The organism is Streptomyces sp. NPDC049577, from assembly GCF_040675635.1.
Classification (GTDB): domain Bacteria; phylum Actinomycetota; class Actinomycetes; order Streptomycetales; family Streptomycetaceae; genus Streptomyces.
Genome location: NZ_JBFAPH010000121.1, coordinates 1 through 17,461, shown reverse-complemented (window position 1 = coordinate 17,461; position 17,461 = coordinate 1). Strand labels below are relative to the sequence as shown.

Annotated in this window: 14 protein-coding genes; 3 read left to right on the top strand and 11 right to left on the bottom strand. The window is 71.9% G+C overall.

The features are described from left to right. Positions 1-15: 15 nt before the first annotated feature. The gene (locus AB0K09_RS15955) at positions 16-1,221 is read right to left on the bottom strand and encodes an FAD-dependent oxidoreductase (RefSeq protein ID WP_366065958.1); all 1,206 of its coding nucleotides are present in this window, start codon (positions 1,219-1,221) and stop codon (positions 16-18) included. Between the two features lie 18 nt (positions 1,222-1,239). After that, positions 1,240-2,523, bottom strand: coding sequence for an ATP-grasp domain-containing protein (locus AB0K09_RS15950; protein WP_366065957.1), 1,284 nt, complete (start codon positions 2,521-2,523; stop codon positions 1,240-1,242). A gap of 234 nt (positions 2,524-2,757) precedes the next feature. On the opposite strand from AB0K09_RS15950, the gene fahA reads away from it, so the two are divergent. From fahA to AB0K09_RS15935, 3 genes are all read left to right on the top strand, one after another. Next, positions 2,758-3,921, top strand: a complete 1,164-nt coding sequence (gene fahA, locus AB0K09_RS15945; protein ID WP_366065956.1) for a fumarylacetoacetase — start codon at positions 2,758-2,760, stop codon at positions 3,919-3,921. 16 nt (positions 3,922-3,937) lie between these two features. Beyond that, the gene (locus AB0K09_RS15940) at positions 3,938-4,585 is read left to right on the top strand and encodes a GPP34 family phosphoprotein (RefSeq protein ID WP_366065955.1); all 648 of its coding nucleotides are present in this window, start codon (positions 3,938-3,940) and stop codon (positions 4,583-4,585) included. Between the two features lie 68 nt (positions 4,586-4,653). Then, positions 4,654-5,148, top strand: coding sequence for a hypothetical protein (locus AB0K09_RS15935; RefSeq protein WP_366065954.1), 495 nt, complete (start codon positions 4,654-4,656; stop codon positions 5,146-5,148). 57 nt (positions 5,149-5,205) lie between these two features. On the opposite strand, the gene nuoN is transcribed toward AB0K09_RS15935, so the two are convergent. From nuoN to nuoF, 9 genes are read right to left on the bottom strand one after another with little or no spacing between them, the layout of a single operon-like run. After that, complete coding sequence (nuoN, locus tag AB0K09_RS15930) at positions 5,206-6,864, bottom strand: NADH-quinone oxidoreductase subunit NuoN (RefSeq protein WP_366065953.1); 1,659 nt, start codon at positions 6,862-6,864, stop codon at positions 5,206-5,208. Further along, the gene (locus AB0K09_RS15925; protein ID WP_366065952.1) at positions 6,861-8,474 is read right to left on the bottom strand and encodes an NADH-quinone oxidoreductase subunit M; all 1,614 of its coding nucleotides are present in this window, start codon (positions 8,472-8,474) and stop codon (positions 6,861-6,863) included. The genes nuoN and AB0K09_RS15925 overlap by 4 nt, the downstream gene beginning before the upstream one ends. Positions 8,475-8,476: 2 nt before the next feature. Then, a complete protein-coding gene (nuoL, locus tag AB0K09_RS15920) occupies positions 8,477-10,417 on the bottom strand; it encodes an NADH-quinone oxidoreductase subunit L (protein ID WP_366065951.1) in 1,941 nt (646 codons plus the stop codon). Positions 10,418-10,429: 12 nt separating this feature from the next. Continuing rightward, the gene (gene nuoK, locus AB0K09_RS15915; RefSeq protein WP_366065950.1) at positions 10,430-10,729 is read right to left on the bottom strand and encodes an NADH-quinone oxidoreductase subunit NuoK; all 300 of its coding nucleotides are present in this window, start codon (positions 10,727-10,729) and stop codon (positions 10,430-10,432) included. Then, positions 10,726-11,556, bottom strand: a complete 831-nt coding sequence (locus AB0K09_RS15910; RefSeq protein ID WP_366065949.1) for an NADH-quinone oxidoreductase subunit J — start codon at positions 11,554-11,556, stop codon at positions 10,726-10,728. Before AB0K09_RS15910 ends, nuoK begins: the two co-directional genes overlap by 4 nt. Further along, entirely contained in the window at positions 11,553-12,131 is a 579-nt protein-coding gene (gene nuoI, locus AB0K09_RS15905) for an NADH-quinone oxidoreductase subunit NuoI (RefSeq protein WP_366065948.1), read from the bottom strand. Before nuoI ends, AB0K09_RS15910 begins: the two co-directional genes overlap by 4 nt. Next, positions 12,124-13,491 carry an NADH-quinone oxidoreductase subunit NuoH gene (gene nuoH / locus AB0K09_RS15900; RefSeq protein ID WP_366065947.1) on the bottom strand — a complete coding sequence of 456 codons (1,368 nt, stop codon included), beginning with the start codon at positions 13,489-13,491 and terminating at the stop codon, positions 12,124-12,126. The genes nuoI and nuoH overlap by 8 nt, the downstream gene beginning before the upstream one ends. Further along, positions 13,492-15,969: an NADH-quinone oxidoreductase subunit G gene (locus AB0K09_RS15895; RefSeq protein ID WP_366065946.1), complete on the bottom strand. Its 2,478-nt coding sequence runs from the start codon at positions 15,967-15,969 to the stop codon at positions 13,492-13,494. Further along, entirely contained in the window at positions 15,966-17,336 is a 1,371-nt protein-coding gene (gene nuoF / locus AB0K09_RS15890; protein ID WP_366065945.1) for an NADH-quinone oxidoreductase subunit NuoF, read from the bottom strand. The genes AB0K09_RS15895 and nuoF overlap by 4 nt, the downstream gene beginning before the upstream one ends. Positions 17,337-17,461: the final 125 nt, after the last annotated feature.

Sequence of the window (17,461 nt, the reverse complement as noted above, 5' to 3'; positions counted from 1 at the left end):
GGTGGGCGGGTGGGATTAAACCGCCGCCACCGCCCGCGCCAGGCGCGGCGACGCGTACTCCGTGCCGCACACGAACCGCATCACCGGCCCATAGCTCGCCGCCGCCGGCAGCCCCGTGAAGAAGAGGCCCGGCACCGAGGAGCGGTAACCGGCGGCAAGCCGCGGGCCGCCGGCGCCCAGCGCCAGCTGGGTCCGCAGGCCGGGCCCGAGGAAGTCGAGGGCCGCGAGGTCCACCCGGTAGCCGGTGGCGGCGATGACGTGGTCCGCGGCCAGCTCGCTCTCGCCCGAGCCGGACGCGTCGGTGAGCGTCAGGACGGGCCGGCCCTCGGCCACCCGCGCCCGGACGATCCGCTTGCCCTCCGTGACCTGCACCCGGCCCACGAAGCGGTCCCGCAGCCACCACGCGCCCAGCGGCCCGAGCACCCGCCGCACCAGGTACTGGCGGGTCGGCGCGGGCAGCCGGCGGAAGCCGTCCGCGTAGTAGGAGAAGGCGTACAGCGACCAGGCCCGCCCGAACGGCGTGTCCGGCTTGAGCGCCGACTGCCCGTCCGGCGCCGCCCCGAACCGCACCGCGCCGCGCCGGCGCGCGACGATGCGCACCGAGGCGGCACCCGCCTCGGCCAGCAGCACCGCGCTCTCCAGCGCCGACTGCCCGGCCCCCACCACGACCATGTCCCGGCCGGCGAAGACCGACAGGTCCCGGTGCTGCGAGCTGTGCGAGACGGGACCGCTCGCGGACGGACCGTCCGGAACGGCCGCCGCCAGCTCCGGCGGCAGCCGGTCGAAGCCGCTCAGCCCCGTCGCCACGACCACCGCGCGGGCCGCGAACTGCTCGCCCGAGTCGAGCTTCAGCTCGAAGCCGCCCCGCGCGCCGCGCCGTTCGACGGACACCACGCGCACCTGCTCCAGCGCCGGCACCAGCCGCTCCTGGAACCACAGCCCGTACCGGGCGAAGGTCTCGACGGGGATGATGTCCCAGTCGGACTCGTAGCTCTGCTCCCCCGTCTCCCGGCAGAAGTCGGAGAGGGTGTGCCCCGGCTGCGGGGCGTCGATGTTCGAGGCCACCGGGGTGGATTTGAGCAGCATGCCCGCCGGCATGTGCTCGCGCCAGCTCACCATCGGCGAGCCGAAGACGCGCACCGGGACGGCGCGCGCCCTCAGATGCGCCGCGGTGGACAGGCCGTACGGGCCGGCCCCGATGACTGCTACCGGAAGTGTCACGAGTCCCCCTCCAGGGCGTTACGCGTGTGCTTTCCGTACCTGTTCGGCCTGCGCGGCCCCGGCGGCCCGGCGCCGGGACCGCCACAGCTGCCACAGATGCCGCAGGCCCGGTCGCACGAACCGGGCGAGCATGGTGAAGAACGGCTTGATGTCGTCCCGGGCGGCCCATGCCAGCTCCGTGCCGCTGGGGCGCTCGGGGGCGTGCGGGGTGGTGTAGCCACTGCGCCGGTACGCCAGGAGTGCGGGCAGGTCGATGTTCTCCACGACGAACCGGCGGCCCGCCAGCTGCTCCCCCTCCGGTACCCGGCGCCCGGTGAGGTCGAGGTGCTGGGCGCGGACGACGTCCACCCCGGCCTCGTTCTCGAAGAGCCGGAACTGCGCGCCCATCCGGGGGTTGAAGTCCAGCAGCTTGTACCGCCCGTCGCGGCGGTCGAACCGCCAGTCGAGGTCGATGATCCCGGTGAAGCCGACCTGCTTGATGAAACGGGCCGCCATGTCGGCCAGTTCGGGATTGTCGACGATGTACGCGTTGGCGGTCATGCCCGCGTGCGGGGGCCAGGAGCGGACCTTGACCCCGGTGAACATGGCGAGCGGCGTGCTGTCCGCGTCGAAGTAGGCGTGGACGATCCAGTCCTCGGCGTGCTCGCGGGGCAGGTACTCCTGGAGGATCACCCCGGGCGTGGGGCCCCAGGAGCGGGCCATCTCCAGCAGTTCGCCCGGCCCGCCGATGCGGGTCGTGCCGTGGACGGCGGGCCGCAGGCGTCGCTCGAACGCCTCGCGGTTCTTGGCGACCACGGGGAAGACCGCGACGGAGGCGTACTTCTCGATCTCCTCGTACGAGGCGGGGAACAGCGCCGCGGGCGTCGGCACCCCGTGCTCCACGCACAGCTCGTGCAGCCCCTGCTTGCTCGCGAGCCGGCGCGGCAGCGCGCGTTCCACGGGCGGGAAGAGGAAGGCGCCGGACAGCGCCTCGGCGTGCTCGGCGATCAGCACGGCCGCCTCCTCGTCGGTCGGCAGCAGCACCGCCGGCCGGCCGATTCTGCGGCCGATCCGCAGCAGGCCCTCCACCAGCTCGCCCGCCGGCTCGGTGCCCGTGGTGGGCCAGACGAATCCGGCTTCCAGGTAGCGCGAGAGCGCGGCGGGCGTCCAGCGGTCCTCGGTGACGGCGTACATGGGGACGCCGAGCCTCCCCAGACTCCGGATCGCCCCGACCCCGCCGTGATGCAGGGGATAGTCGCCGATCTTGAGAATCAGCCCCGGAACGGACCGGTCCGCCGCTACGGGCGTGCGCCTGCTCGCCACCAGCACCCCCCTTGGCCACCCAGCGCTCAGCGGCCCCCCACTGTGTGTGACCCGACTTAGGACGCTACTTCGGAATCGTCGCGTCCAGCAAGGAGTTACCGGACATTGCCCTCCCTTTAGTCAGCGGTCGGACACCGGTCCGAACGCCCTTGCCCCCGGGCTCACACCACGTAATGTGTGGACCGGCCCACCGGCCGGCCCGGAGCGTTTCAGCAGAAGGCGAGGCAGCGTCCCATGCCCCAGCACAGCCCCCGTGAGCTGCCCGAAGGCGACCCCTTCGGCGCGGACACGCTTCCGTACGGCGTCTTCAGCACGGCCGGTGAGCCCGGCCGGCGGCGGATCGGCGTCCGTTACGGCGCGCACGTCCTCGACGCGGCCGCCGCGGCCGCCGCCCACGGTTCCGCTTACGCCCCGCTGCTGGACGCGCCGACGCTCAATCCGCTCATGGCGGCCGGGCGCGACGTATGGCGGGCCGTACGGGCGGAGATCCGCGGCTGGCTGGACGGACCGCACTTCCATGCGCTCGACGACGTGACGCTGCACCTGCCCTTCGAGGTGGCCGACTACGTCGACTTCTACGCCAGCGAGCACCACGCCACCAACGTCGGTCGTATCTTCCGTCCGGACGGCGACGCGCTGACGCCCAACTGGAAGCACCTGCCGATCGGTTACCACGGTCGCGCGGGAACGGTCGTGGTGTCCGGCACGGACGTCGTACGCCCCTCGGGCCAGCGCAAGGCCCCGGCGGACGCGGCGCCCTCCTTCGGGCCGTCCCTGCGGCTCGACATCGAGGCCGAGATCGGCTTCGTCGTCGGTACGCCGGCGCAGGCGCCGGTGCCGCTGGAGGACTTCCGGGAGCACGTCTTCGGCGTCTGCCTGCTCAACGACTGGTCGGCGCGCGACATCCAGGCCTGGGAGTACGTGCCGCTGGGCCCCTTCCTCGGCAAGTCGTTCGCCACCTCGGTGTCCGCCTGGATCACCCCGCTGGACGCCTTCGACGAGGCCCGTACCGCCCCGCCCGAGCGTACGCACCCGCTGCTGCCCTACCTCGACGACGCCAAGGCCGAGCCGGGCGGCATCGACCTGCGCATCGAGGTGCGGATCAACGGCGAGGTCGTCTCGCGCCCGCCCTTCTCCGCCATGTACTGGACGGCGGCCCAGCAGCTGGCCCATATGACCGTCAACGGCGCGACGCTGCGCACCGGCGACCTCTACGCCTCCGGCACGGTCTCGGGTCCGGAGCCGGACCAGCTGGGCTGTCTGCTGGAGCTCACCAAGGGCAAGGGCCCCTGGCTGGCCGACGGCGACGAGGTCACCCTCACCGCCTGGGCCCCCGGCCCGGACGGCACGCGCATCGGCCTGGGCGAGGTCACGGGCCGTATCCTTCCGGCCCGCTGACCCGCACCATGGGGGCATGAACGCGGAACCCGACGGCCGGCTCGCGCTGCCCGAAGAACTGCTGCTGCTGTCCCTCCACCCGGAGACCGGCCGGAAGCTGTGCCGCACCCGCTTCCTCCAGTACGGCGTGGCCGGCGCCGTCCTCGCCGAACTCGCGCTCGGCGGCCATGTGGCCGAGGAACGCGGACGGCTGGTCATCGCCGACCCCATGCCGCCCGCGGACCCGCTGCTGGCCGCCGTCCTCGCCGGCCTGAGCGGCAAGGGCGCCAAGGGGCCGCGCACCCGCACCTGGGTGCGCCAGGCCGGACGGCACATGGAGGAGCGCTGGCTGAAGCGGCTCATCGGCCGGGGCGCGCTGCGCATGGAGACCCGCCGCTTCCTCGGCGTCGTCCCCTACCACCGCTACCCGGCCGCCGGGGCCGGCCACACGGCCCCGGCGCGGCAGCGCCTGGACGAGGCCCTGCGCGCCGGCTTCCCCGATCCCCGCTCCCGCGCCCTGGCCGCGCTCGTCGCGGCGATCGACGTCCACAACCGCCTCTATCCCGGCCTGCGCGCCCGCGGCCTCCGACGCACCCTGCGCCGCCTGGTACGGGTGGAGTGGCCGGCGCACGCGGTGTACGACAACGTCCGGCGCGACAAGGCGTCGGAGAGCAGCGGGGGCTGAGGTTTCGGCCCGTCCGCCGATTGTTGCTAGCTTGTCGTGGCCAGGCCAAAGGCAACGAAAGGCAACACGTGCGCAACGCAGTACAGATCACGGGGGCGGCACTCCTCGCCGCTGTGCTGATGACCGGCTGCTCCAGCAGCAGCGGCGACGACAAGAACGTCGGCCAGGACACCACCGCGCCGGCCAAGCAGCCCACCACTCCGGCGTCCTCGGCGCCCGCCGTACCGGCCGGCAGCGTGGACGGCGCCTACGCCGCGCAGACCGGCGAGGGGCCGGTCGGCCTGTCGCTCGTCGGCGGCAAGGCCGCCGTCGCCTCCGAGGGCGGCAAGCGCCTGTGCAACGGCACCAACCACGGTACGTCGATCGACGTGAAGTGCCCGGACGGCAGCACGAAGCGCACCAAGGGCACGATCGAGAAGGCCGAGGGCACCACGCTGGTCGTCGCCTGGGAGGGCGGCCCCAAGGACACCTTCACCCGCAAGGGGGATGCCCCCAAGCTGCCGGACACCGCCAAGCTCCCGGACGGCGCGAAGCTCCCCGACCCCTCGAAGCTCGGGCACTGAACAGCACTGTGGTCCGGCACCTCGCCGAAGTCGAAGTGCCGGACCACAGGGGGCGTCTCAGCGCACGAACACCCCGGCCCGGCTCGCCAGGTCGAGGAAGTACTGCGGCGCCACCCCGAGCGCGAGCGTGACCGCGACGCCGATCCCGATGGCCGTCGACGTCCACGCGCTCGGCACCGCGACCGTCGGGCCCTCGGCCTTCGGCTCGCTGAAGAACATCAGCACGATGACCCGGATGTAGAAGAACGCGGCGATCGCCGAGGACACCACACCGACGATGACCAGCGGCACGGCCCCGCCCTGCGCCGCCGCCTTGAAGACCGCGAACTTCCCCGCGAACCCGCTGGTCAGCGGGATGCCGGCGAAGGCCAGCAGAAAGACCGCGAACACCGCGGCCACCAGCGGCGAACGCCGCCCCAGCCCCGCCCACTTGGACAGGTGCGTCGCCTCGCCGCCGGCGTCCCGCACGAGCGTCACCACGGCGAACGCGCCCAGCGTCACGAACGAGTAGGCGGCCAGGTAGAAGAGCACCGAGGACACGCCGTCGGGGGTGGTGGCGATGACACCGGCGAGGATGAAGCCCGCGTGGGCGATCGAGGAGTAGGCCAGCAGCCGCTTCATGTCCGTCTGGGTGACGGCCACGATCGCGCCGATCAGCATGGTGACGATCGCGACGCCCCACATCACCGGCCGCCAGTCCCACCGCATGCCCGGCAGCACCACGTACAGCAGCCGCAGCAGCGCGCCGAAGGCCGCCACCTTGGTCGCCGCCGCCATGAAGCCCGTGACCGGCGTCGGGGCGCCCTGGTAGACGTCGGGCGTCCACATGTGGAACGGCACCGCGCCCACCTTGAACAGCAGCCCCATCAGCACCATCGCGCCGCCGACCAGCAGCAGCGCGTCGTTGCCCATGGTCGAGGCGAGCGCCGGGTCCACCGCCCGGGTCGTGCCGCTGACGACGTCGGCGATGCCTGCATAGGTGACCGTGCCGGCGTAGCCGTAGAGCAGGGCGATGCCGAACAGCAGGAAGGCGGAGGAGAAGGCGCCGAGCAGGAAGTACTTGACCGCCGACTCCTGGGAGAGCAGCCGCTGCCGCCGGGCCAGGGCGCACAGCACGTACAGCGGGAGGGAGAAGACCTCCAGGGCGATGAAGAGGGTCAGCAGGTCGTTGGCGGCGGGGAAGACCAGCATCCCGCCCACCGCGAAGAGCAGGACCGGGAACACCTCGGTGGTGGTCATGCCCGCCTCGGCCGCGCGCCGCTCGGCGTCGCCGCCGGGGACGGCGGCGGGCTGCGGGGCGAAGGAGTCGACCGGCCGGCCGTGCGCCGCCGGGTCGAGCCGGCGCTCGGCGAAGGTGAAGACGGCGACCAGGGCGACCAGCAGGACCGTGCCCTGGAGGAAGAGCGCCGGGCCGTCGACGGCGATGGCGCCCATGGCCGCGATGCGCGCCTTGTCGCCTGCGTAGCCGCCGATGGCCAGCGCCACGACGGAGGCGAAGGCGGCGGCGAGGCCGACGACCGTCAGCAGCACCTGGGCGTGGTGGCGGGAGCGCCGCGGCACGAACGCCTCGACCAGCACGCCCAGCAGGGCGGCGCCGAGCACGATCAGGGTGGGCGCCAGCTGGGCGTACTCGATGTGCGGCCCGGGGATCTTCGGCGCGTCGGCCGCGAGCGCCATTTCTGTCCACAGGCTGTGGACACTTGCTGCGTGGCTCACTTCGCGGCCTCCACTTCGTTCGCCGGGAGAGCGGGCTCGGGGTCACCCTGGTGCACCTGCGACATCGTGTGCTCCACGGCCGGGTTGACGATCCGCGTCAGCGGCTTGGGGTAGACGCCGAGAAAGAGCAGCAGCGCGATCAGCGGTGCGACGACCACCAGTTCGCGCAGGCGCAGGTCCGGCATGCCGCGCACCGGCTCCGCGACCGGGCCGGTCATCGTGCGCTGGTAGAGCACGAGGACGTACAGCGCGGCGAGCACGATGCCGACCGTGGCGAGGACGCCGATCGCCGGGTACCGGCTGAAGGTGCCGACGAGGACGAGGAACTCGGAGACGAACGGCGCGAGGCCGGGCAGCGACAGCGTGGCCAGTCCGCCGACCAGGAACGTCCCGGCGAGGAGCGGCGCGACCTTCTGCACGCCTCCGTAGTCGGCGATGAGCCGCGAGCCGCGCCGCGAGATCAGGAAGCCGGCGACGAGCATGAGCGCGGCCGTGGAGATCCCGTGGTTGACCATGTAGAGCGTGGCGCCGCTCTGGCCCTGGCTGGTCATCGCGAAGATGCCCATGATGATGAAGCCGAAGTGGGAGATCGAGGCGTAGGCGATCAGCCGCTTGATGTCCCGCTGGCCGACGGCCAGCAGCGCGCCGTAGAGGATGCCGATCAGCGCCAGCACGAGGATCACCGGCGTGGCCCACTTGGACGCCTCGGGGAAGAGCTGGAGGCAGAAGCGGAGCATCGCGAAGGTGCCGACCTTGTCGACCACCGCCGTGATCAGCACGGCGACGGGCGCGGTGGCCTCGCCCATGGCGTTGGGCAGCCAGGTGTGCAGCGGCCACAGCGGCGCCTTGACGGCGAAGGCGAAGAAGAAGCCGAGGAACAGCGCCCGTTCGGTGGTGGTGGCGAAGGACAGCCTGCCGCTCGCCCGGGCCCGGATGATCTCCTGGAGGGAGAAGGTGCCGTCACCGAGCTGGTGGGCGGTGACGGCGTAGAGCCCGATCACGGCCGCCAGCATGATCAGCCCGCCGGCGAGGTTGTAGAGCAGGAACTTCACGGCCGCGTACGAGCGCTGGGCCGCCGTCTCCTCCTCGTCGCGCTCCCCCGCCCGGTCCCCGAAGCCGCCGATGAGGAAGTACATCGGGATGAGCATGGCCTCGAAGAAGATGTAGAAGAGGAAGACGTCGGTGGCCTCGAAGGAGATCACCACCATCGCCTCGACCATGAGGATCAGGGCGAAGAAGCCCTGGGTGGGCCGCCAGCGCCGGTTGGGGCGGGCCCCCTCCAGCGGATCGGCGTCGTGCCAGCCGGCGAGGACGACGAACGGCACCAGCAGGGCGGTCAGCGCGATGAGCACCACCGAGATCCCGTCGACCCCGAGCTCGTAGCGCACACCGAAGTCCGCGATCCAGGCGTGCGATTCGGTGAGCTGGAACGGGCCCTTCGCATCGGGGTCGAAGCGGACCAGCTGCACGGCCGCCAGGGCGAGCGTGACGAGCGAGAAGCCCAGCGCCAGCCACTTGGCGCCCGCGCGCCGCGCGGCGGGGACGGCGGCGGTGGCGACCGCGCCGAGCGCGGGTACCGCCGCCGTGACCGTCAGCAGGGGAAATGACATGATCAGACCGCCCTCATCAGCAGGGTCGCGGCGATGAGTACCGCCGCACCGCCGAACATCGAGACCGCGTACGACCGCGCGAAGCCGTTCTGCAGCCGGCGCATCCGGCCGGAGAGGCCGCCGACGGAGGCGGCGCTGCCGTTGACGACGCCGTCGACCAGGCTGTGGTCGACGTAGACCAGGCTGCGGGTGAGGTGCTCGCCGCCGCGCACCAGCACAATGTGGTTGAAGTCGTCCTGGAGCAGATCGCGCCGGGCCGCCCGGGTGAGCAGGCTGCCGCGCGGCGGGCTGACGGGCACGGGCCGGCGGCCGTACTGCGCCCAGGCGAGGGCCACGCCCAGCACCAGGACGACCATGGTCGCCCCGGTGACGGTGAGCGCGCTGACCGGGGAGTTGCCCTCCTCGTGCCCGGTGACGGGCGCGAGCCACTTCACGAAGGCGTCGTTGACGCTGAACAGCCCGCCGGCCAGGACCGATCCGACCGCCAGGACGATCATGGGGATGGTCATGACCTTCGGCGACTCGTGCGGATGCGGCATCTCGTGCTCGCCGCGCGTCCCGGCGGCGGGCTCGGCGCTGGGCTCCGCCGGGGAGGGGGCGGGCCGCCAGCGCTCCTCACCGAAGAACGTCATGATCATCACGCGGGTCATGTAGTAGGCGGTGATGGCCGCGCCCAGCAGCGCCGCGCCACCGAGGATCCAGCCCTCGGTGCCGCCCTTGGCGAAGGCCGCCTCGATGATCTTGTCCTTGGAGAAGAAGCCGGACAGGCCCGGGAAGCCGATGATCGCGAGATAGCCGAGGCCGAAGGTGACGAAGGTGACGGGCATGTACTTCCGCAGGCCCCCGTAGCGCCGCATGTCGACCTCGTCGTTCATGCCGTGCATGACCGAACCGGCCCCGAGGAAGAGCCCGGCCTTGAAGAAGCCGTGCGTCACCAGGTGCATGATCGCGAAGACATAGCCGACCGGGCCGAGCCCGGCGGCCAGGATCATGTAGCCGATCTGGGACATCGTCGAACCCGCCAGGGCCTTCTTGATGTCGTCCTTCGCGCAACCGACGATCGCACCGAAGAGCAGCGTGACCGCGCCGACCGTGACCACGGCCGTCTGCGCGTCCGGGGCGCCCTCGAAGACGGCCCCGGAGCGGGTGATCAGATACACGCCGGCGGTCACCATCGTCGCCGCGTGGATCAGGGCGGAGACGGGTGTCGGGCCCTCCATGGCGTCACCGAGCCAGGATTGCAGCGGCACCTGCGCGGACTTGCCGCACGCGGCCAGCAGCAGGGTGAGCCCGATGGCGGTGAGCTTGCCCTCGCCCGCCTTGTCGGCGCTGCCGAGCACCGGGTCGAAGGCGAACGTCCCGAAGGTGGTGAACATCAGCATGATCGCCACGGACAGCCCGACGTCCCCGACGCGGTTGACGATGAACGCCTTCTTGGCGGCCGTGGCGGCGCTGGGCTTGAACTGCCAGAAGCCGATGAGCAGGTACGACGCGAGGCCGACGCCCTCCCAGCCGACGTACAGCAGCAGGTAGTTGTCGGCGACGACCAGCAGCAGCATCGCGGCGAGGAAGAGGTTGAGATAGCCGAAGAACTGCCGCCGCCGCTCGTCGTGCGCCATGTAGCCGACGGAGTAGAGGTGGATCAGCGAGCCGACGCCCGTGATGAGCAGGACGAAGGTCATCGACAGCTGATCGAGCTGGAAGCCGACGTCCGCGCGGAAGCCGCCGACCGGCACCCAGCTGAACGCCGTGGCGGTCAGCGTGCGGTCGTCGCCCTCGCGGCCCAGCATGGCGGCGAACAGCGCCGCGCCGAGCGCGAAGGACGCGGCCGCGCACAGGGTGCCGATCCAGTGCCCGCTCCGGTCGAGCCGCCGCCCGCCGCACAGCAGCACGCCCGCGCCCAGCAGCGGGACCAGGACGAGCAATCCGATGAGGTTCTCCACGTCAGCGTCCCCTTACAGCTTCAGCAGGCTGGCGTCGTCGACCGAGGCCGAGTGGCGGGCGCGGAAGATCGTCACGATGATCGCCAGGCCGACGACGACTTCGGCGGCGGCCACGACCATCGTGAAGAAGGCGATGATCTGGCCGTCGAGGTTGCCGTGCATCCGGGAGAAGGTGACGAACGCCAGGTTGCAGGCGTTGAGCATCAGCTCGACACACATGAAGAGGACGATCGCGTTCCGCCGGATGAGCACACCGGCCGCCCCGATGGTGAACAACAGGGCCGCGAGATAGAGGTAGTTGACCGGGTTCACTTGGCGTTGGCCCCCTTCTGGTCCTCGCTGGTGCCGCGCCGCAGCCAGGCGCGGGACCGCTGCTCGAGCCGCCCCAGCTCGGCGAGCGTCTCCTTCGACACGTCCCGGATCTGGCCGCGGGCCCGCAGCGTCTTGTTGACCGTGAGCTCGGAGGGCGTGCCGTCGGGCAGCAGACCGGGCACGTCGACGGCGTTGTGCCGGGCGTAGACGCCGGGGGCGGGCAGGGGCGGCAGCTGCTTGCCCTCGCGCACGCGCCGCTCGGCCAGCTCCCGCTGGGTGGCCGCGCGCTCGGTGCGCTCGCGGTGGGTGAGCACCATCGCGCCGACGGCGGCGGTGATGAGCAGGGCACCGGTGATCTCGAAGGCGAAGACGTACTTGGTGAAGATCAGCGCCGCCAGGCCCTGGACGTTGCCGCCGGCGTTGGCCTGGCCGAGCCCGTTGAACTCGTGCAGCGAGGCATTGGCGATGCCGGCGAAGAGCAGCACACCGAAGCCCAGCACGCACAGCCCGGCGAGCAGGCGCTGGCCGCGGATCGTCTCGCGCAGGGAGTCGGCCGCGGTGACACCGACGAGCATCACGACGAACAGGAACAGCATCATGATCGCGCCGGTGTAGACGACGATCTGCACGATGCCCAGGAAGTACGCGCCGTTGGCGAGGTAGAACACGGCCAGCACGATCATGGTGCCGGCCAGGGACAGCGCGCTGTGCACGGCCCGCTTCATCAGGACCGTGCCCAGCGCGCCGCCCACGGCGACGATCGCCAGCAGCCAGAACTGGACCGCCTCGCCCGTCGACGTGGTCGAGGCGGCGGCCGCGAGGTTCATGCGTCCGCCCCCTCGGTCGTGGGCCGCTCGCCCTGGGAGACGGCGACCTGACGCTCCGTACCCGGCGCGGCCTTGGTCACCAGACCGCGGTAGTAGTCCTGTTCGGTCATGCCGGGGAAGATCGAGTGCGGGGTGTCGACCATGCCCTCTTCCAGCCCGGCCAGCAGCTGCTCCTTGGTGTAGATGAGCGACTCGCGGCTGCTGTCGGCCAGTTCGTACTCGTTGGTCATGGTCAGCGCCCGGGTGGGGCAGGCCTCGACGCACAGCCCGCACAGGATGCAGCGCAGGTAGTTGATCTGGTAGACCCGGCCGTAGCGCTCGCCCGGGGAGTAGCGCTCCTCGTCGGTGTTGTCCGCGCCCTCGACGTAGATCGCGTCGGCGGGGCAGGCCCAGGCGCACAGCTCGCAGCCGACGCACTTCTCCAGGCCGTCCGGGTGCCGGTTGAGCTGGTGACGGCCGTGGAACCGCGGCGCGGTGGGCTTCTTGTACTCGGGGTACTGCTCGGTCAGCCGCTTCTTGAACATGGCCTTGAAGGTCACGCCGAAGCCGGCCACGGGATTCTGGAACTCAGTCACCGTCACCCTCCTTTCGGTCACTGACAGTATTGCCGCCGCCACTGACAATGAGCTCTCCGTCACCGCGCGGGCGCCGGCGCGGCACGGGTGGCAGGGTCTGTCCGGGCATCGGCGGCACGGGGAAACCGCCCGCCATCGGGTCGAAGGGCGCCGCGGGCCCCGCGCTCTCCCCCGCCCCGCCACGCTCGCCGCGCACCCGGAACAGGTCGGCGAGGAAGGAGAGCAGCAGCACCGCGAGGACCCCGCCGCCCACGTAGAGCACGATGTCCTGGAAGTCGTAGTTCTCGTTGCGCAGCGCCCGTACGGTCGCGACGAGCATCAGCCAGACCACCGAGACCGGGATGAGCACCTTCCAGCCCAGCTTCATCAGCTGGTCGTACCGCACCCGGGGCAGCGTGCCGCGCAGCCAGATGAAGAAGAACAGCAACAGCTGGACCTTGATGACGAACCAGAGCAGCGGCCACCAGCCGTGGTTCGCGCCCTCCCACAGCGCCGAGACCGGGTAGGGGGCCCGCCAGCCGCCCAGGAAGAGGGTGACCGCGACCGACGAGACGGTGACCATGTTGACGTACTCGGCGAGCATGAACATCGCGAACTTGATCGACGAGTACTCGGTGTTGAAACCGCCGACCAGGTCGCCCTCGGACTCCGGCATGTCGAAGGGGGCGCGGTTGGTCTCGCCCACCATCGTCGCAATGTAGATGAGGAAGGACACCGGCAGCAGCAGCACGTACCAGCGGTCGTGCTGCGCCTCCACGATCTTCGAGGTGGACATCGAGCCGGAGTAGAGGAACACCGACGCGAAGGCCGCGCCCATCGCGATCTCGTAACTGATCATCTGCGCGCACGAGCGCAGCCCGCCCAGCAGCGGATAGGTCGAGCCGGAGGACCAGCCGGCCAGCACGATGCCGTAGATGCCGACCGAGGCGACGGCGAGGATGTACAGGACCGCGATCGGCAGGTCGGTCAGCTGCATGGCCGTGCGGTGGCCGAAGACCGAGACCTCGTGCCCCGCGGGCCCGAAGGGGATCACGGCGATCGCCATGAACGCCGGGATCGCCGCGACGACCGGGGCGAGGAGGTAGACGACCTTGTCCGCCCGGTGGACGATCAGGTCCTCCTTGAGCATCAGCTTGATGCCGTCGGCCAGGGACTGGAGCATGCCCCAGGGCCCGTGCCGGTTGGGCCCGATGCGCAGCTGCATCCAGGCGACGACCTTGCGCTCCCAGACGATGGAGAACAGCACGGTCACCATCAGGAACGCGAAGCAGAAGACGGCCTTCAGGACGACCAGCCACCAGGGATCGGTCCCGAACACCGAGAGGTCCTCGGCGGCGAGGACGGTGTGGTGCGCGCTCACTCAGTTCACCTCCGTCGCCGGGCCGATGCGGACGAGTCCGCCGGGATTGACGCCCGTGTCGCTCGCCACGCCGCCACCCACCGAGTTCAGCGGGAGCCAGACGACGTGGTCCGGCATCGGCGTGACGCGCAGCGGCAGGCACACCGTGCCGGCCGGGCCGGTGACGGCCAGCAGATCGCCGTCCTTCACACCCGCCCCGGCCGCCGTGGCCGCCGAGATCCGGGCCACGGCCGCGTGCCGGGTGGCCGCCAGCGCCTCGTCGCCCTCCTGCAACCGGCCCCGGTCGAGCAGCAGCCGGTGGCCCGCGAGCACGGCCTCGCCGGCCCCCGGCCCGGACAGCCGCCGCGCGGGCTCGTCCGGAGCCGCCGGCCGCTCGCCGCGCCAGGTGCCCAGCCGCGCCAGCTCCGCCCGCGCCGCGAGCGGATCCGGCAGGCCCAACGCGACACCCATCGCGTCGGCCAGCATGAACAACACCCTCACGTCGGACGGCAGATGCCGCCGCGCGAGCTGACCGGGCCCCAGCGCCGCCTCGAACGGCCGCGCCCGGCCCTCCCAGTCGAGGAACGTGCCCGGCTTCTCCGCGACCGCCGCCACCGGCAGCACGACGTCCGCCCGTTCCGTCACCTCACCGGGCCGCTGCTCCAGGCTGACCAGGAACCCGACCGCGTCCAGCGCCTCACGCGCCCGCGCCGGATCGGGCAGGTCCGCGACCTCGACGCCACCCACCAGCAGGGCACCCAGCTCGCCGGTGGCCGCGGCCTCGACGATCTGTCCAGCGTCCCGTCCGGGGCTGCGCGGCAGCTCGACGACGCCCCACACGGCCGCGGTCTCCTCCCGGGCCCGCGGATCCGTGGCCGGCCGCCCGCCCGGCAGCAGGCCCGGCAGCGCGCCCGCCTCGACGGCACCCCGCTCACCGGCCCGGCGCGGAATCCACACCAGCTCCGCACCCGTCGCCCCGGCGGCCGCCACCGCGGCGCTCAACGCGCCCGGCACACCCGCCGTCCGCTCCCCGACCACGATCACCGCACCCGCGGCACGCAGCGCGTCGGCGGCCGCCCTGCCGTCGGCGTCCAGCCCGGCGTTCTCCGCGAGCGCCCGCAGCCACTCCGGCTCGGTGCCGGGCGCGGCCGGCAACAGCGTGCCGCCCGCCTTCCGCAGCCCCGGCGTCACGTGCGTGGCCAGCGAGAACACCCGCAGCCCGCGCCGCCGCCACGCCTTGCGCAGCCGCAGGAAGACCGAGGGCGCCTCCTCCTCCGCCTCCAGCCCGACGAGCAGCACCGCCGGCGCCTTCTCCAGCGCCGCGTACGTCACGCCGCTGCCGTCGAGGTCCCTGCCCCGCCCGGCGACCCGGGCGGCCAGGAAGTCGGCCTCCTCACCGCTGTGCACACGCGCCCGGAAATCGACGTCGTGCGTCTCCAGCGCCACGCGCGCGAACTTGGCGTACGCGTACGCGTCCTCGACGGTCACCCGCCCGCCCGGCAGCACCCCGGCACGCCCGCGCGCGGCGGCCAGACCGCGCGCCGCCGCCTCCAGCGCCTCCGGCCAGCCGGCCGGCTCCAGCACGCCCTCGGCATTGCGCACCAGCGGCGTGTCCAGGCGCTCGGGCAGCTGCGCGTAACGGAACGCGAAGCGGCCCTTGTCGCACAGCCACTCCTCGTTGACCTCCGGATCCTCCGCGGCCAGCCGGCGCATCACCTTGCCGCGCCGGTGGTCCGTACGCGTCGCACAGCCGCCCGCGCAGTGCTCGCAGACCGACGGCGAGGAGACCAGGTCGAAGGGCCGGGCGCGGAATCGGTACGCCGCCGAGGTGAGCGCCCCGACCGGGCAGATCTGGATCGTGTTGCCCGAGAAGTACGACTCGAAGGGCTCGTCGCCGATGCCGACCTGCTCCAGCGCGCCCCGCTCCAGCAGCTCGATCATGGGATCGCCCGCGATCTCGCCCGAGAACCGGGTGCACCGCGCGCACAGCACGCACCGCTCCCGGTCCAGCAGCACCTGCGGCGAGATGGGCACGGGCTTGGCATAGGTCCGCTTGCGGCCCTCGAAACGGGAGTCGGCCTGGCCCGCGCTCATCGCCTGGTTCTGCAGCGGGCACTCGCCGCCCTTGTCGCAGACCGGGCAGTCCAGCGGATGGTTGATCAGCAGCAGCTCCATCACGCCGCGCTGCGCCTTCTCCGCGACGGGCGAGGTGAGCTGGGTGCGGACCACCATCCCGTCGGTGCAGGTGATGGTGCAGGAGGCCATCGGCTTGCGCTGGCCCTCGACCTCGACGATGCACTGCCGGCAGGCACCGACCGGGTCCAGCAGCGGATGGTCGCAGAAGCGCGGGATCTCGATCCCGATCAGCTCGGCGGCGCGGATGACCAGCGTGCCCTTGGGCACGGAGATCTGCACGTCGTCGATGGTCACCGAGACCAGGTCCTCCGGCGGCACCGGCGCGCTCCCGCCCCCGGCGGGGGCGGGCGTGGTGACGGTCATGCGTTCACCCCCAGGGGAGAGTTCTGGTTGTTGGCGGGACCGTCGGCCCAGACCGTCGACTTCGCCGGGTCGAAGGGACAGCCCTTGCCCCGGACGTGCTGCTCGTACTCGGCGCGGAAGAACTTCAGCGACGAGAAGATCGGGCTCGCCGCGCCGTCGCCGAGGGCGCAGAAGGACTTGCCGTTGATGTTGTCGGCGATGTCGGCGAGCTTGTCGAGATCGGCCATCCGGCCCCTGCCCGCCTCGATGTCCCGCAGCAACTGCACCAGCCAGTACGTCCCTTCGCGGCAGGGCGTGCACTTGCCGCACGACTCATGGGCGTAGAACTCCGTCCAGCGCGTGACGGCCCGCACCACACAGGTGGTCTCGTCGAAGCACTGGAGTGCCTTGGTGCCGAGCATCGAGCCGACCGCGCCCACGGCCTCGTAGTCCAGCGGCACGTCGAGGTGCTCGTCGGTGAGCAGCGGGGTCGAGGAGCCGCCGGGCGTCCAGAACTTGAGCCGGTGCCCCGGGCGCATGCCGCCGCTCATGCCGAGCAGCTGGCGCAGCGTGATGCCGAGCGGCGCCTCGTACTGGCCGGGGCGGGCGACGTGGCCGCTGAGGGAGTAGAGCGTGAAGCCGGGGGACTTCTCGCTGCCCATCGAACGGAACCACTCCTTGCCCCGGTTCAGGATCGCGGGAACCGAGGCGATGGACTCGACGTTGTTCACCACAGTGGGGCAGGCGTAGAGGCCGGCGACCGCGGGGAAGGGGGGCCGGAGCCGGGGCTGGCCGCGGCGGCCCTCCAGCGAGTCGAGGAGGGCGGTCTCCTCGCCGCAGATGTACGCGCCCGCCCCGGCGTGCACGGTGATGTCGAGGTCGACGCCGCTGCCGAGGATGTCGCGGCCGAGGTAGCCCGCCGCGTACGCCTCGCGCACGGCCTCGTGCAGCCGGCGCAGCACGGGGACGACCTCGCCGCGCAGGTAGATGAAGGCGTGGCGGGAGCGGATCGCGTAACAGGCGATCACCATGCCCTCGATGAGGGCGTGCGGATTGGCGAAGAGGAGGGGGATGTCCTTGCAGGTGCCCGGCTCGGACTCGTCCGCGTTGACCACGAGGTAGTGCGGCTTGCCGTCGCCCTGCGGGATGAACTGCCACTTCATCCCGGTCGGGAAGCCGGCGCCGCCGCGGCCGCGCAGCCCCGAGTCCTTGACGTAGGCGATGAGGTCGTCGGGGCTCATGGCCAGGGCCTTGCGCAGGCCCTCGTAGCCCTCGTGGCGCAGATAGGTCTCCAGCGTCCAGGAGCGGGGCTCGTCCCAGAACGCGCTCAGCACCGGCGCCAGCAGTTTCTCGGGGCTGGTCTCGAAGATCTCGGGTGCCACGGTCATCCCTCCCCCTCCTCGGAGACCGGACCGCCGGGGTGCTCGGGCCCCGGCCGAACGTGTGGCAGAAGGCCCGATCAGCGCAGGTGTTGGCGTCCGGCCGCAGCCACGGCGAGACGTCGACGGCCAGG